At 71.0% G+C, this 14,957-nt stretch carries 12 protein-coding genes; 7 read left to right on the forward strand and 5 right to left on the reverse strand.

Annotation, left to right across the window (positions count from 1 at the left end):
• Positions 1-15: 15 nt before the first annotated feature.
• From ACZ6JY_RS34005 to ACZ6JY_RS34015, 3 genes are all read right to left on the reverse strand, one after another.
• Positions 16-1,626, reverse strand: a complete 1,611-nt coding sequence (locus tag ACZ6JY_RS34005) for an alpha/beta fold hydrolase (protein ID WP_469202197.1) — start codon at positions 1,624-1,626, stop codon at positions 16-18.
• Positions 1,627-1,736: 110 nt separating this feature from the next.
• Positions 1,737-2,921 carry a L,D-transpeptidase gene (locus tag ACZ6JY_RS34010; protein ID WP_469202199.1) on the reverse strand — a complete coding sequence of 395 codons (1,185 nt, stop codon included), beginning with the start codon at positions 2,919-2,921 and terminating at the stop codon, positions 1,737-1,739.
• Positions 2,922-3,054: 133 nt separating this feature from the next.
• Positions 3,055-3,810 (reverse strand): hypothetical protein, encoded by a 756-nt coding sequence (locus tag ACZ6JY_RS34015; protein WP_469202201.1) that lies wholly within the window; start codon positions 3,808-3,810, stop codon positions 3,055-3,057.
• A 104-nt stretch (positions 3,811-3,914) separates the two neighbouring features.
• On the opposite strand from ACZ6JY_RS34015, the gene ggt reads away from it, so the two are divergent.
• From ggt to ACZ6JY_RS34050, 7 genes are all read left to right on the forward strand, one after another.
• Complete coding sequence (gene ggt / locus ACZ6JY_RS34020; RefSeq protein WP_469202203.1) at positions 3,915-5,753, forward strand: gamma-glutamyltransferase; 1,839 nt, start codon at positions 3,915-3,917, stop codon at positions 5,751-5,753.
• Between the two features lie 198 nt (positions 5,754-5,951).
• Positions 5,952-7,358 carry a tetratricopeptide repeat protein gene (locus ACZ6JY_RS34025; RefSeq protein ID WP_469202205.1) on the forward strand — a complete coding sequence of 469 codons (1,407 nt, stop codon included), beginning with the start codon at positions 5,952-5,954 and terminating at the stop codon, positions 7,356-7,358.
• A 238-nt stretch (positions 7,359-7,596) separates the two neighbouring features.
• Positions 7,597-8,439 carry a nitrilase-related carbon-nitrogen hydrolase gene (locus tag ACZ6JY_RS34030; RefSeq protein WP_469202208.1) on the forward strand — a complete coding sequence of 281 codons (843 nt, stop codon included), beginning with the start codon at positions 7,597-7,599 and terminating at the stop codon, positions 8,437-8,439.
• Positions 8,436-9,719, forward strand: a complete 1,284-nt coding sequence (locus ACZ6JY_RS34035; RefSeq protein WP_469202210.1) for an aspartate aminotransferase family protein — start codon at positions 8,436-8,438, stop codon at positions 9,717-9,719. The genes ACZ6JY_RS34030 and ACZ6JY_RS34035 overlap by 4 nt, the downstream gene beginning before the upstream one ends.
• A gap of 31 nt (positions 9,720-9,750) precedes the next feature.
• Entirely contained in the window at positions 9,751-11,154 is a 1,404-nt protein-coding gene (gene hydA, locus ACZ6JY_RS34040) for a dihydropyrimidinase (RefSeq protein ID WP_469202212.1), read from the forward strand.
• A 9-nt stretch (positions 11,155-11,163) separates the two neighbouring features.
• Complete coding sequence (locus tag ACZ6JY_RS34045) at positions 11,164-12,162, forward strand: TIGR03842 family LLM class F420-dependent oxidoreductase (RefSeq protein WP_469202214.1); 999 nt, start codon at positions 11,164-11,166, stop codon at positions 12,160-12,162.
• Positions 12,163-12,231: 69 nt separating this feature from the next.
• Positions 12,232-12,939 (forward strand): DUF4232 domain-containing protein, encoded by a 708-nt coding sequence (locus tag ACZ6JY_RS34050; protein ID WP_469202216.1) that lies wholly within the window; start codon positions 12,232-12,234, stop codon positions 12,937-12,939.
• A 13-nt stretch (positions 12,940-12,952) separates the two neighbouring features.
• Here ACZ6JY_RS34050 and ACZ6JY_RS34055 read toward each other — a convergent pair whose 3' ends face one another.
• A complete protein-coding gene (locus ACZ6JY_RS34055) occupies positions 12,953-14,017 on the reverse strand; it encodes a lipoate--protein ligase family protein (RefSeq protein ID WP_469202218.1) in 1,065 nt (354 codons plus the stop codon).
• The gene (locus ACZ6JY_RS34060) at positions 14,007-14,213 is read right to left on the reverse strand and encodes an MmyB family transcriptional regulator (protein ID WP_469202220.1); all 207 of its coding nucleotides are present in this window, start codon (positions 14,211-14,213) and stop codon (positions 14,007-14,009) included. Before ACZ6JY_RS34060 ends, ACZ6JY_RS34055 begins: the two co-directional genes overlap by 11 nt.
• Positions 14,214-14,957: the final 744 nt, after the last annotated feature.

Here is a 14,957-nt window from a genome sequence, read left to right on the forward strand (position 1 = left end):
GGCAGCAGCCGGAGATCACTGCTCGCGCAGGGGGACGGACACGTATGACGGGTCCGCCGCCGGTGAGGAGAAGGTCAGCTGCGCGCCGGACGGGTTGTGCTCGATGTAGAGCGGGTCGACCGTGTCGACGACCAGGGCGAGCTTGTGGCCTGCCGGTACGTCGTAGGCCGTGGAGAACAACTCCAGGTCCACGCCGAACGGCTTGCCGGGTGTCTTGCCGTGGAAGGTGTACGGCGCGTTGCTGACCAGCTTGCCGAGGCCGAGCGGGCCCACGTCGTAGAGGTATGCGACGAGGGTGCCGCTCTCCTTGGTGCCGGTGAGCGTGGTGTGCAGCTTCGCCGTGCCGCGCACCCGCTGCGTGGTGGTGTACCGCTCGGACTGCCAGACGCCGGTGTAGCGGCGCGGGAGCAGCGGCACCGAGGCCATCGGCGGGATCTTGAGGAACTGGTCGAGGGCGTTGGAGAGGATCGCGATGCCGCCGTTGGCGCCGGAGTCGACGTTGGTGCGGATCGTGGTGGAGCCCGCCATGGCGATCTTCTTGCGGGTGGGGCCGACCGACTTCCAGTCCGGGTAGCCCTCGTAGCCGCCCGTGGACCGGGACTTGAGCTGGACCGGCTGCTCCTTGTCGATGCCGTTGGCCTCGCCCTTGAGGTGGTGGTCGAACCACCGCCGGGTGGAGGTCCAGGTGTCGTTGGGCAGGCCGAGCAGGCCGGTGGCCTCGGCGGTCGCGTGGTCCCCGGGGCGGAACTCCAGGCGCTTGGGTCCCGTCAGGCGCTCGTAGAACTCGGCGTACTGGTTGGGCGGGAAGAGGGTGTCGCCCCAGGCGTTGCCGAGCATGATGGCCGCGCCGTTGTCGTTGATCTCGTCGAGGTAGGTCGCGGGGGAGCGCTTGGCGCCCCAGGCGATCATCTCGTCCTCCTTGTCCAGGTCGGACGCGAGGAAGTCCTTCAGCGTCTGCTGGAGCTCGGCGCTCGGCCGGCCGGTGAGGGTGCCCAGGCCACCGAGGAGCGCGGCGGCCTGGGCGTGCTGGGTGCGGCCGCTGTAGATCGAGTCGATCAGGTCGCCCCAGCCGCTGAGCGCGGCCACGGCCTTGACGCGCTTGTCGTGCCCGGCGGCGAGCAGACTGATGCCCGCGCCGTACGAGACGCCGGCCATGCCCACCTTCGAGGGGTCGGCGGGTGTGTTCTCCAGCGTCCAGTCGATGACCTTGGAGGCGTCGGCGATGTCCTCGGGGCCCGCGGTCTCGATCTCGCCGCCGGACTGCCAGAAGCCGCGGGAGTTGTAGCTGACCACGACATAGCCGGCGTCGGCGAGCTTCTGGGCCTGGGCGACGTACTCGATCTGCGGCATGGCCCAACTGGTGGGCAGCACGATCGAGGGGTACTTCGCGCCCTGTCTCGCGTCCTTCGGCGTGAAGACGTTGGCCTTCAGGATCGTGCCGCCGTCGCCGGGTATGTCGACGAATCTCGCGGTGGCGGAAGCCGCGTCAGCGGAACCCGCGGCCGGTGGCGCGGCGGCCGGAGCCGCCTGCGCCACGGGCGCGAGGCCGAAGGCGGCGCCCGCGACGAGGGTCGCCGAAACGGTTCCCACGGTGGTGGTGCGCAAGGCCTGGTGCGACAGTCCCACGGGTCACTCCTCACTCGGACGTGCAAAGTGACCCGACGGTAACCGGGGGACTTACTGAGGGTAACCCGTCGGTAAGTTACGCACCGGTAACGATTGTTGACGAGTGGACCTCAGCGCAGGGCGCTCCTGGCCTGCCAGTCCGACCAGGACACGTTCCATTCGCCGTAGCCGTTGCCCGGGTCGGGGGCGCCCTTCGAGCCGCTGCCGGTGACCTCGAAGGGGTCGCCGGGACGGACCTGGCCGTAGAGCCAGCCGGCGTCGCCGTCGCTCATGCCGATACAGCCGGAGCTGTGGTTGGTGTTGCCGAAATACGCGGCGTTCCACGGGGCGGCGTGCGCGTACATGCCCGACCAGGTCAGACGCATCGAGTAGTCGACCATCTTGTCGTAGCTGTCGCTGCCGGAGAGGCCGACCGTCTCGGAGCGCATGTTGATCGTGCCCTCCTTCGACATCAGGACGGACGTGCCGCCCCAGGACGCCTTCTCGCCGCCGGGGGTACCCGCGGACATCGGGACCGTCCTGACCTTCGCGCCGTTCCGCACCAGCGTCGCCGTGCTGCTGTCCAGGTCCACCTTCACGGACTGGCTCCTGCCGACCGTGAAGCCGGTGGTGTAGTCGCGCACGAACCAGCCCCCGTCACCCGAGTCGACGCCATTGAGCCGAGCGTCCAGTTTCGCCTTCGTGCCGGACTTCCAGTACTCCTTCGGGCGCCAGTCGACGCGGTCCTTGCCGTCGTGGTTCTTGATCCAGCCCCAGGATCCGGTCGTGTGGTTCGAGGTCGTCACCTTGAGCTGCTTCTCGACCTCCGCCTTGTTCTCCACCGGGTGGTCGAAGGTGATCGACAGTGGCTGGGCCACGCCGACGGTGCTGTTCTTGCCCGGCGCCAGCGTCACCTTGTTGACCTCGTCGGGCGCGGCCGTCGCGAACGACCTCCTGGCACTGCCGCCCTCGTCCGTGACCGCCCGCACCCTGTACGCGGTGCCGGGCGCCGCCTTGCGCCCCGAGGTCCAGGAGCCGCCGTCCGCCGCGACCCTGCCGGGCAGCTCGGCCCCCTTGCCGTCGGTGACGGTCACCTGCTTCAGCCTGCCCTCGGCCAGCTCGACCGTGACCGGGCCGCCCGCCTTGGCCTCGCGGCCCGTGAGGTTCACCGAGATCTGCGGCTTCTCGGTGGCGGCCGAGGCGTCGCCGCCGCCCGAGCAGGCGGTCAGGGCGGCGGCGAGGACCGCGAGGCCCGCACCCGCCACGTGGCGGGTGCGAAGCGGGTGGCGGCGGCTCGAAGAGCTCTGCGGGGTCAAGAAAACTACCTCCGTGCGAATGGGGACTCCACGGAGAGAGCGCGGCAGACGCCGACGGGTTGCCCGATGTCCCGAAAATGACCGCTAGATCACAGTAGGACCCGGATGATCACGACTCGCGGTGGGCGCGCCGTCACTTGGCGCGATGGGAGCTGCGGGCCGACGGCGTGGGGAGCGGCGTCTGGGCGGCCCGTGTCACGTCCGCGACGAGTTCCACGACGTCGGGACCGTACGCCTGTGAGTTGACGACCTTCAGGAGCAGCACGAAGGCGCTGCCGCCGTGCTTGCGGGCGAGCTTCTCGTGGTGGCGGGCGAGATAGCGGGCGGCGGCCTGGCTGGCGACCGCGCGCTGGCCGCAGAAGAGGAACACCGGTCTCGCCTCCTGCCCCTGGCCGGCGGTGAGCCGCGCGAGGAGCACGTGCTCGGTCAGGCCCGACTCCAGGCGGTAGCGCTCCGCGCCGACCTGGAAGGCGCCGCGGTCGGGTATCGGCTCGGGCTCGGTGTTCACCCGGACGCCCGGCAGCAGGGAATGCATGTGCGCCGCCATGCGGCGGTTGGCCACCGGGCTGCCGACGCAGAATTCCGTGCGCTCGCCGAAGCTCTGCTGGGCCGCGTCGTGCGCGACGATCTGCGCGTTCGCCCCGCACTCCTTGATCACCCCGGCGAGCTCCAGGAGCGCGGACACGTCATGGCGGACCACGCTCAACTCGGGGCCGTTCGCGTCACGGTTGACGACGAGCAGCGACTCCGCGTTCTCGGGCAGCCCGAAGAAGGCCTGCTTGCGGCGGAGCCTGCGCTTCCACAGAGAGCTCCGGGCAAGCCAGCCGAGTACGGCACTGATGCCGACCGCGATCAGGCCGAGGACGATGATGCGCACGTCTCCAGTCATGGGGGCGCATGGTAGCGGCACGCCAAAACTGGGTTCGGGTCGGTCCTTACGCGGGGAGGGGCGCGAAGTTACGCTGCGCGGACGGCTGTTGACTGGAGGTACGAATGCGCCACGCTGTCGTACGCAATCTGACGCTATTGGCGGTCGGAGGGGTATTGGTGTCGGTCGGTGCCGCCGCGCCCCCTTCGCCTACGCGCTCAGCGGAACCGGCCGGAGCGGCCAGAGAAGGGGCGGCCGGGGCGGCCGCCGAGAAGGTGCCGGTCGCCGTCGGCCACGGCGGAGCGGTCGCCAGCGTCGACCCCGACGCCTCGGCCGCCGGCATCGAGGTCCTGAGGAAGGGCGGCAACGCCGTGGACGCCGCGGTCGCCACCGCCGCCGCGCTCGGCGTCACCGAGCCGTACTCGGCGGGCGTGGGCGGGGGCGGCTACTTCGTCCACTACGACGCCAAGACCCACCGGGTCAGCACCATCGACGGCCGCGAGACGGCTCCCCGCACCGCGGACTCCGGGCTCTTCCTGGAGAACGGCAAGCCGATCCCCTTCGCCGACGCGGTCACCAGCGGGCTGAGCGTGGGCACCCCCGGCACGCCCGCCACCTGGCGGTCCGCGCTGGACAAGTGGGGCAGCAAACGGCTCAGCACGCTCCTGAAGCCCGCCGAACACCTGGCCCGTGACGGCTTCACCGTCGATCCGACGTTCCGCTCGCAGACCGAGTCGAACCAGAAGCGGTTCGCCGACTTCCCCGCCTCGGCGAAGCTGTTCCTGCCGGGCGGGAAGCTGCCGGTGGTCGGCTCGACGTTCAAGAACCCCGACCTGGCCCGTACGTACGAGGAGCTGGGCCGCAAGGGCGTCGGCGCGCTGTACCACGGCAAGCTCGCCAAGGACATCGTGCGCACCGTCAACAAACCGCCCGTCGACCCGGACTCCGGCCGCCAGGTGCGCCCCGGTGACCTCTCCCTCAAGGACCTCGACAGGTACGCGGTGAAGGGCCAGAAGCCCACGAAGACCTCCTACCGCGGGCTCGACGTGTACTCCATGGCGCCCTCCTCCTCGGGCGGCACCACGGTCGGTGAGGCGCTCAACATCCTGGAGCGCACCGACCTCTCCAAGGCCTCGAAGACCAAGTACCTGCACCGCTACATCGAGGCCAGCCGCATCGCCTTCGCCGACCGGGGCCGCTGGGTGGGCGACCCCGCCTTCGAGGACGTCCCGGCCAAGGAACTGCTCTCCCAGCGGTACGCGGACACGCGCGCGTGCCTCATCAAGGACGACGCCGTCCTCAAGAGCCCACTCGCGCCCGGCGACCCGCGCCGGCCCAAGGCCTGCGCCTCGGGGGACAAGGCGGCGCCGACGACGTACGAGGGTGAGAGCACCACGCACCTCACGGCGGCCGACAAGTGGGGCAACGTCGTCGCCTACACCCTCACCATCGAGCAGACCGGCGGCAGCGGCATCACCGTGCCCGGCCGCGGCTTCCTGCTCAACAACGAGCTGACGGACTTCTCCTTCGCGCCCGCGAACCCGAAGGTCCACGACCCGAACCTGCCGGGGCCGGGCAAGCGCCCGCGCTCCTCGATGGCGCCGACGATCGTGCTGAACGACGGCAAGCCCGTGGTGGCGCTCGGCTCACCGGGCGGCGCGACCATCATCACCACCGTGCTCCAGACCCTGACCGGCTTCGTCGACCGCGGCCTGCCGCTGGTCGAAGCGATCGCGGCGCCCCGCGCGAGCCAGCGCAACGCCGCGCAGACCGAGCTGGAACCGGGCCTGTGGGACAGCCCGCGGCGCGCCTCGCTGGAGGCGATCGGACACTCCTTCAAGCGCACTTCAGAGATCGGCGCGGCAACCGGCGTCCAGCGCCTCCCGGGCGGCAAGTGGCTCGCGGCGGCCGAGAAGGACCGCAGGGGCGGCGGCTCGGCCATGGTGGTGAGGCCGGAGAAGTAGCGAGGCGGTGAGATCCCGCCGGGGGCCGCCGACCTGAACCGGCGGTAACCCGCCAGGGCTCCGCGATGCGGGAGCCCTGGCGGAGCCCCGCCGGTGAGGCGTCGTGCTCGCGTCAGACTGCGTGTAGTCGTCCCGTAACACATCTGATGTTATCTTCCGGACCGGAATACTCCTGTCTGCACGGGCGGAGCTGGTCGCATGACTGTCGGACAACTCCCGGATCAGGTCGGGGAGTTCGCGAAGTACCTGCGTGATCTGCTGGGACGGCTCGATCAGGCCGCCGGCTGGTGCGGGGTGTTCTGGCAGCGCGACCCCGACGGCATGCGGGCCTGCCTGGACGGCGTAGAGATCCCGCCCTGGGACGTGGTGCAGGCGCTGCTGCACGACCTCGCGGCGGACCGCGGCATTCCGGAGGCCGAGCGGGAGACGGAGCGGGCACGCACCCTGCACCGCGCCTCGCTCACGGCGTACGACGCGCGGCCCGGGGCCCGCGAACGCCTGAGCGACCGGCTCGACATGATGCTCAGGGAGCAGCGGATCGCCGTGGAGCGGGAAGCGGAGTTCGCGCGGCAGCTCGCCGCCGCGAACGGCCCCGACGAGGCCGACCGCCTCAACCTCGACCTGGCGTGGGTGCGCGACGACCACGAGCGGGCCTCCGCGCGGTGCGTGGAGCTCCGGGAGCGCATGGACCGCCTCGACGCGGCGAAGCGCCCCTCGTGGGTGGAGTTCGGCCCGGCCGCGGCGGCGCATGGCCGTGAGGCGGCCCATGACCCCGGGTTGCCCGAGCCGCACGGCCCGTTCGTCCCGCCCCCCGCCCGCCCCTACGGCGCCCTGGCCGACGTACCCGCGACGGAGGAGGCATCACCCGGCGCCTGGTTCGAGCCGGCCCTGCTCGACCCGGACGGCATGGATGGCATGGACGGCATTGACCGTATGCATCGCGTGGACGCCGCGGACGGCATGCAGGGCGTTGACGGTATGGACGGTATAGACGGCGTTGACGGTGTGGACGCACCGTCCGGGTTCGACGGCGTGCTCGATCCACACGCTCAACACGAACACGACCACCCGCGGCACACACCCCACGACGACCCCCGAGCCACCGTCGAACTCCTCGCCAGGCTCCGCAAGGAGGGCCGCAGCGGGGAGGCGCACGGCGTCCTGGTGGAGGTCGCCGGGTGGCCCGCGGACCGGCTGCCCGAGCTCGCCGCGGAGCTGCACCACGCGGGGCTCGGCGCGGACTGGGCGACCCTGCTGTGGGAAGCCGCGTCCCTGCCGCCCGACCGCCTGGTCGCCCTCGCGGACGCGCTCGCGGGGACGGGCCGCGCCGAGGACTGCCGGAAGCTGCTGCGGCAGGGCGTCGCGCGCCCCGCCCCGGAGATCGCCGAGGCGATCCTCGCGCTGCTCGACGCGGGCCGGGAGCGGGAGGCGCGCGCCCTGCTCGACTCGTACCACCGGGTGCGCACCGCCGAGGACGCGGCGAGCTGCGCGCACACCGACCCCTACCGGCTCATCCCCCTGCTCCTGGAGACGGCCCGTGCGGTCTCCGAGGAGCACCACTGGGACCTGGTGCACGCCTTGCGCGTCGCCGGGTTCAGCGCCTGACCCCGCTCCTCCCGCGCCCATCCCCCGACGCTTTCGCATCCGTCTCCCGATGCTTCGCGCCCGTTCTCGCCCGCTCGGGTGCGAATCATGATCGACTCCGGCGCCTGCTGACGATGGTCTTGCTCAGCTCGCCGGGGAGGCTTACGTTTTCCTCTCTACGTACCCGGTCTACGTGCGTAGAGGCTCTCTGACGTCCTCTCGAGGACAGTCCCTCCAAGGGCAGGTGAAGGAGCAGCTCATGGTCAACGTCGTACGCGCCGCACTGGTCCAGGCGACCTGGACAGGCGACAGCGAATCCATGATCGCCAAGCATGAGGAACACGCCCGGGAGGCCGCCCGGCAGGGCGCGAAGATCATCGGGTTCCAGGAGGTGTTCAACGCCCCCTACTTCTGCCAGGTCCAGGAGCCCGAGCACTACCGCTGGGCGGAACCCGTGCCGGACGGACCCACCGTCACGCGCATGAAGGAACTCGCCCGCGAGACCGGCATGGTCATCGTCGCCCCCGTCTTCGAGATCGAGCAGTCCGGGTTCTACTTCAACACCGCGGCCGTGATCGACGCCGACGGCACGTACCTCGGCAAGTACCGCAAGCACCACATCCCCCAGGTCAAGGGCTTCTGGGAGAAGTACTACTTCAAGCCGGGGAACCTCGGCTGGCCCGTCTTCGACACCGCCGTCGGCAAGGTCGGCGTCTACATCTGCTACGACCGCCACTTCCCGGAGGGCTGGCGCCAACTCGGCCTCAACGGCGCCCAGATCGTCTACAACCCCTCCGCCACCCACCGAGGCCTCTCCTCGCACCTCTGGCAGCTCGAACAGCCCGCCGCGGCCGTCGCCAACGAGTACTTCATCGCCGCGATCAACCGCGTCGGCCAGGAGGAGTACGGCGACAACGACTTCTACGGCACGTCGTACTTCGTCGACCCGCGCGGCCGGTTCGTCGGCGAGCCCGCAAGCGACAAGGCCGAGGAACTCGTCGTCAGGGACCTCGACTTCGCCCTCATCGAGGAAGTGCGACAACAGTGGGCTTTCTACCGCGACCGGCGTCCCGACGCCTACGAAGGGCTGGTGCAGCCGTGACGGACCTGTACGACCGCCACAAGGCAGTGCTGCCCGAGTGGCTCGCCCTCTACTACCGGCGGCCCCTCGAAATCACCCATGGCGAGGGCCGGCACGTCTGGGACGCCGACGGCCGGAAGTACCTCGACTTCTTCGGCGGCATCCTCACCACCATGACCGCGCACGCCCTGCCCGAGGTCACCAAGGCCGTGGCCGAGCAGGCCGGGCGGATCATCCACTCCTCGACGCTCTACCTCAACCGGCCGATGGTCGACCTGGCCGAGCGCGTCGCCGCACTCTCCGGCATCCCCGACGCCCGCGTCTTCTTCACCACCTCCGGCACCGAGGCCAACGACGCGGCGCTGCTCCTGGCCACCGCACACCGCCGCTCCAACCAGATCCTGGCGATGCGCAACAGCTACCACGGCCGCAGCTTCACGGCCGTGGGCATCACCGGCAACACCTCCTGGTCGCCGACCAGCCTCTCGCCGCTCCAGACGCTGTACGTGCACGGGGGCGTCCGCAGCCGGGGACCGTACGCCGGGCTGAGCGACGCCGAGTTCACCGCGGCCTGCGTCGCCGACCTGCGGGACATGCTGGGGCAGGGACGCGGGGGAGTGGCGGCGCTGATCGCCGAGCCGATCCAGGGGGTCGGCGGCTTCACCTCGCCGCCCGACGGGCTCTACGCGGCCTTCAAGGAGGTCCTGGACGAGTACGGCATCCTCTGGATCGCCGACGAGGTGCAGACAGGCTGGGGCCGCACGGGCGAGCACTTCTGGGGCTGGCAGGCACACGCGCGGAGCGGGCCGCCGGACATCCTGACCTTCGCCAAGGGCATCGGCAACGGCATGTCGATCGGCGGTGTGGTGGCCCGCGCCGAGGTCATGAACTGCCTCGACGCCAACTCCATCTCCACCTTCGGCGGCTCCCCGGTCACCATGGCGGCAGGCCTCGCCAACCTCACGTACCTCCTGGAACACGACCTCCAGGGCAATGCCCGGCGCGTCGGAGGGCTCCTCATCGAGCGGATCCGGGCCGTCTGCGCCCAGGTGCCCGCCGTACGGGAGGTGCGCGGGCGCGGCCTGATGATCGGCATCGAGCTGGCCGACCCCGGCACCGGCGGGCCCCACCCGCGGGCGGCGGCCGCCGTACTCGAAGCGGCCCGCGAGGGCGGCCTGCTGCTCGGCAAGGGCGGCGGCCACGACACCAGCGTCCTGCGCGTCGCCCCGCCGCTCTCCCTGACCGTCGCGGAGGCCGAAGAGGGCGCCGCCATCCTGGAAGAGGCCCTGCGCAGCGCCTAGCCGTGCCGCCCACCCGAAGGGAGCGCATCACATGAGCAACCGCACCCTGATCCGCGGCGGTCTCGTCATCACCGCCGCCGAGGAGACCCACGCCGACGTGCTGATCGAGGACGGCAGGATCGCCGCCCTCGCCGCGAGCGGCAGCGCCGCGGCGGGCGCGTGGTCCGCCGAGCGCGTCATCGACGCCACGAACAAGTACGTCATCCCGGGCGGGGTCGACGCCCACACGCACATGGAGTTCCCGTTCGGCGGGACCGCCTCGTCGGACACCTTCGAGACCGGTACCCGGGCGGCGGCCTGGGGCGGCACGACCACCATCGTCGACTTCGCGGTCCAGTCCGTCGGGCACTCGCTCCGCGGCGGCCTGGACGCCTATTACGCGAAGGCGGACGGGCAGTGCGCGATCGACTACGCCTTCCACATGATCGTCTCCGACGTCAACGAGTCGTCGCTCAAGGAGATGGACGGCCTCGTCGGCGAGGGAGTGACCTCGTTCAAGCTGTTCACCGCCTACCCCGGGGTGTTCTACAGCGATGACGGCCAGATCCTGCGCGCGATGCAGAAGGCCGCCACGAACGGCGCGCTGATCATGATGCACGCGGAGAACGGCATCGCCATCGACGTCCTGGTCCAGCAGGCCCTGGCCCGTGGCGAGACCGACCCCCGCCACCACGGCGAGGTGCGCAGGGCGCTCCTGGAGGCGGAGGCCACGCACCGCGTCATCCAGCTCGCCCGGGTCGCCGAGGCGCCGCTGTACGTCGTGCACGTCTCGGCCGAGGAGGCGGTGGCGGAGCTGGCGGCGGCGCGGGACAAGGGGCTCCCGGTCTTCGGCGAGACCTGCCCGCAGTACCTGTTCCTGTCCACGGACAACCTCGCGGAGCCGGACTTCGAGGGCGCCAAGTACGTGTGCTCGACGCCGCTGCGGCCCCGCGAACACCAGGCGGCGCTCTGGCGGGGCCTGCGCACCGACGACCTCCAGGTGGTCTCCACCGACCACTGCCCGTTCTGCTTCACGGGCCAGAAAGAGCTGGGCCGCGGCGACTTCTCCAAGATCCCCAACGGGCTCCCCGGGGTGGAGAACCGCATGGACCTCCTGCACCAGGCGGTGGTGGAGGGGCGCATCACGCGCCGCCGCTGGATCGAGATCGCGTGCGCCGCGCCTGCGCGGATGTTCGGCTTCTACGGCAAGAAGGGCACGATCGCGCCGGGCGCCGACGCGGACGTCGTCATCTACGACCCGGCCGCCGAGCAGACCATGTCGGCGGCGACGCACCACATGAACGTCGACTACTCGGCGTACGAGGGCAAGCGCGTGCGCGGCCAGGTGGAGACGGTGCTCTCACGCGGTGAACCGGTCATCGAGCAGCGGGAGTTCCGGGGCCGCGCGGGACACGGCGCGTTCGTGCCACGCGGCCTGTCGCAGTACGTGAACTAGGAGGCCACCGTGGATTTTGGACTCGTACTGCAGACCGACCCGCCCGCCTCGGCGGTCGTGGGACTCATGCGGCGCGCGGAGCGCAACGGCTTCCGCTACGGCTGGACCTTCGACTCCGCGGTCCTGTGGCAGGAGCCGTTCGTCATCTACAGCCGCATCCTGGAGCACACCACGCGGCTGACCGTCGGCCCCATGGTCACCAACCCCGGCACCAGGACCTGGGAGGTCACCGCCTCGACCTTCGCCACGCTCAACGACATGTACGGCAATCGCACCGTCTGCGGCATCGGGCGCGGCGACTCCGCGATGCGGGTGGCGGGCCGCAGGCCCAACACGCTGGCCCGGCTCGGCGAGGCGATCGACGTCATCCGTGACCTCGCCGAGGGGCGCGAGGCGGACGTCGGCGGGCAGACGCTGCGCCTGCCGTGGGTGCGGGACGGGAAGCTGCCGGTGTGGATGGCCGCGTACGGCCCGAAGGCGCTCGCGCTCGCCGGACAGCGGGCCGACGGCTTCATCCTCCAGCTCGCCGACCCCTTCCTCACCGAGTACATGGTCAAGGCCGTGCGGGACGCGGCGGCCGAGGCGGGGCGCGACCCGGCGGACGTGAAGATCTGCGTGGCCGCGCCCGCCTACGTGGGCGACGACCTGGCGCACGCCCGCGAGCAGTGCCGGTGGTTCGGCGGCATGGTCGGCAACCACGTCGCCGACCTGGTCGCCAGGTACGGCGAGCACTCGTCGGCGGTGCCGGAGGCCCTCACCGCGTACATCAGCGCACGCAAGGGCTACGACTACAGCCACCACGGGCGGGCCGGGAACCCCGACACCGCCTTCGTCCCCGACGAGATCGTCGACCGCTTCTGCCTCCTGGGCCCCGTCGAGTCCCACGTGGAACGCCTCCAGGAGCTACGGGAGCTTGGCGTCGACCAGTTCGCGGTGTACGCGATGCACGACGCCCGGGAGGAGGCCATCGACGCGTACGGGTCAACGGTCATCCCGCGGCTCTCCTGAGACCGGCTGGAGTACGGGGGCTCGGCTGGAGTACGGAGGGCCCAGCCGTGGCCATGGCATGATCTCCGCGTGACCGTCACGTCGAGACCGCTCAGGCGCGCCATGTTCCTCGCCGTGGCCCCGCTGCTGCTCGCCGGCTGCGGGCTCTCCGCGGAGCTGGACCGGGAGTTGGATCCGGCGCGGGAGGCGACGACGCCCGCGGCCGACCCGTCCGGGTCCGCCGAACCCTCCGGCCTCGCGCTCGGGCCCACCACGCCCCCCGCCTCCACCGCCCCCGTCTGCCCCGAGTCCGGCTGGCGGATGTCGCCCGGCATGGTGACCGCCGCCATGGGGCTGCGCGCGATGTCCGTGACACTGACCAACTGCGGCAAGGGCGTGCGCGAGGTGAACGGCTACCCCGACATCCGCGTCCGCGGCCTGGACCGGCAGATGTTCGCCGTGACGGTGCTCAAGGGGACGGAGCCCGTGACCACCATGGACGACCCGGGGCCGAGCCGCGTGCGCCTGCGGCCGGGACAGTCCGCGTACACCTCGCTCGTCTGGCGGTACTCGGCCGTGAACGCCGCCACCCGCGAGGGAAGCGGCGTCTACGTGGACATCGGTCCGGACAAGGGCGAGGCGCGCCAGACCATTGAGCCCGAGGGCGGCCTCGACATCGGCGAGACCGGCATGCTGGGCACGACGGCGTGGCAGCGGAGCCCCCAGGACACGGAGCCGGGCGGGACCCGGCCCACGGGGCCGCCGCCGTCGTCGTCCGCCGCCGGGGGCGTGGGCTGAGCCCTCGGGCCCGCTACGGGACCCGCGCCGTCCACTCCGGTGTCGTGAACTTCGTGCGCACCAGCTCCTCCGCCCGCGCGCGCTCCGCCTCCGTCACCCCGCCGGGGGTCAGGCCGTAGCGCGTCCGGAAGGAGTCGATCATTCGGTCGATCACCGTTTCGCGGGGCAGGCCCGTCTGGCGGCGCAGGGGGTCGACGCGCTTCTTGGCGCTCTTCGTGCCCTTGTCGGACATCTTCTCCTTGCCGATGCGGAGCACTTCCAGCATCTTGTCGGCGTCGATGTCGTAGGACATCGTCACGTGGTGCAGGACCGCGCCCGTGCCCCCCTCGGGAGCCACCACCCGCTTCTGCGCCGCCCCCGCGATCTTCCCCGCGTCCGTCGCGATGTCGTTGAGCGGCTGGTACCACGCCTTGACGCCCATGTCCGCGAGGGCGCCGAGCACCCAGTCGTCGAGGTAGGCGTAGCTGTCCTGGAAGGAGAGTCCCTGCACGAGGGCGTCCGGGACGGAGAGGGAGTACGTGATGGTGTTGCCCGGCTCCACGAACATCGCCCCGCCACCGGAGACGCGGCGCACGACGTCGATGCCGTGCCGGGCCGCGCCCTCCGCGTCCACCTCGTTGGACAGCGACTGGAAACTGCCGATGATCACCGAGGGGGACGCCCACTCCCACACCCGCAGCGTCGGCGGACGCCGGCCCGCCGCGACCTCCTGGGTGAGGACCTCGTCCAGGGCCATGTGCAGGGCGGGCGCCTGCGGCCCGTCGTGGACGAGCTGCCAGTCGTAGTCGGTCCAGTTCGTCGCCTGGGCCAGCGCGCGGCGCACCGCGACGCCGAGGCCCTCGGAGGTGAGGCCGTACATCACGGTGCCCTCCGGCAGTGCCGCCTCGACGCGGGCCGCGAGACCCGCGGCGTCCGTGTCGGCGGGGGCACCGTCGAGCGCGCCGTTGATCGCGTCGAGCGCCTCGTCCGGTTCCAGGAAGAAATCGCCGGCCACGCGCACGTGCCGCAGCACGCCGTCCTCCACGTCCAGGTCCACCACGACGAGCTTGCCGCCGGGAACCTTGTACTCACCGTGCACCGTGCTGCCTCCATGCCCCTGCTGTTCCGGAATCGCCCCCAACGCTAGCCGAGTGGCGGAATGTCCGGGGGTCGCCTTCCACGGCCAGGACCAGGTAGTCGAGGGTGAGGTCGCCGACCAGTGGGTGGTGGAGGCGTTTGGTGCCGGTGGTGTGGGGCGACGACGTCGTGGTCGGCCCCCTCGGCCACGACGACACCGCCGTCTGACGAACCGGTGCCTGAACACCACCGCCTCATGCCGGAGGGAGGCGGAGAAGAAGCGGCACGGGGTGATCGACAGCCTTCCGGGAGCGGGAGAAGGGGACCTCTGGCGCAGGCTTGCCGGAGTCCTCCCACGGCCCGTCCCGAGCGCTACCCGTCCCCTCACCACGTAGGACACGGTCGGACATCCGCCGGGTGAGCAGGCACTTCGTGCGGCTCCGCCAACAACTGTTCCAGCACTCCGCGACCCAGCGGTGCCGCGTCGACCCGTCGTGCTTCCGATCCACGTTGAGCTCCGCGAAGAACTCGGTGACGTACATGCTCGAACGAGGAGGCTGGCACCGCCGACTGCCGTCCGTCCGGGATCGCGCTGACGGTTCCCGCTTCTTGACCCGCGTCATTTGAGCCAGATCGTTCACTCAGGCACCCCTGGGAGTTTTCCTCATGGTTGCTTCGGTACCCAGGACAGTCGATCGGGGATCGACGGATGTGAGGGGTGAGGCACGTGTTGGTGTCTCGAAGTCAGGAGTTCCGCTTCGGCACGAAGGCAGAGACGCTGGCGCGTCTGTCGCCTCTATTGAGGTCGGCCAAGGTGCTGCCCTTGGAGTTCTTCACAGTCGGACTATGGCGCGAGGCGCCCCAGCGTGTGTTGGCCCGTGTCCGTGGCAAGCCCTGGGCGAGGGGCCCGCTGGTCGTCCGCAGCAGCGTCTTGAGCGAGGACCGGGACGGAGAGTCCCAGG

It is taken from the genome of Streptomyces sp. NPDC046335, assembly GCF_055587985.1.

Bases quoted from the DNA above. Each gene is read 5' to 3' on its own strand.
- ACZ6JY_RS34015 (WP_469202201.1), bottom strand. From the start codon at position 3,810: ATGACTGGAGACGTGCGCATCATCGTCCTCGGCCTGATCGCGGTCGGC.
- ACZ6JY_RS34030 (WP_469202208.1), top strand. From the start codon at position 7,597: ATGGTCAACGTCGTACGCGCCGCACTGGTCCAGGCGACCTGGACAGGC.
- hydA (WP_469202212.1), top strand. From the start codon at position 9,751: ATGAGCAACCGCACCCTGATCCGCGGCGGTCTCGTCATCACCGCCGCC.
- ggt (WP_469202203.1), top strand. From the start codon at position 3,915: ATGCGCCACGCTGTCGTACGCAATCTGACGCTATTGGCGGTCGGAGGG.
- ACZ6JY_RS34025 (WP_469202205.1), top strand. From the start codon at position 5,952: ATGACTGTCGGACAACTCCCGGATCAGGTCGGGGAGTTCGCGAAGTAC.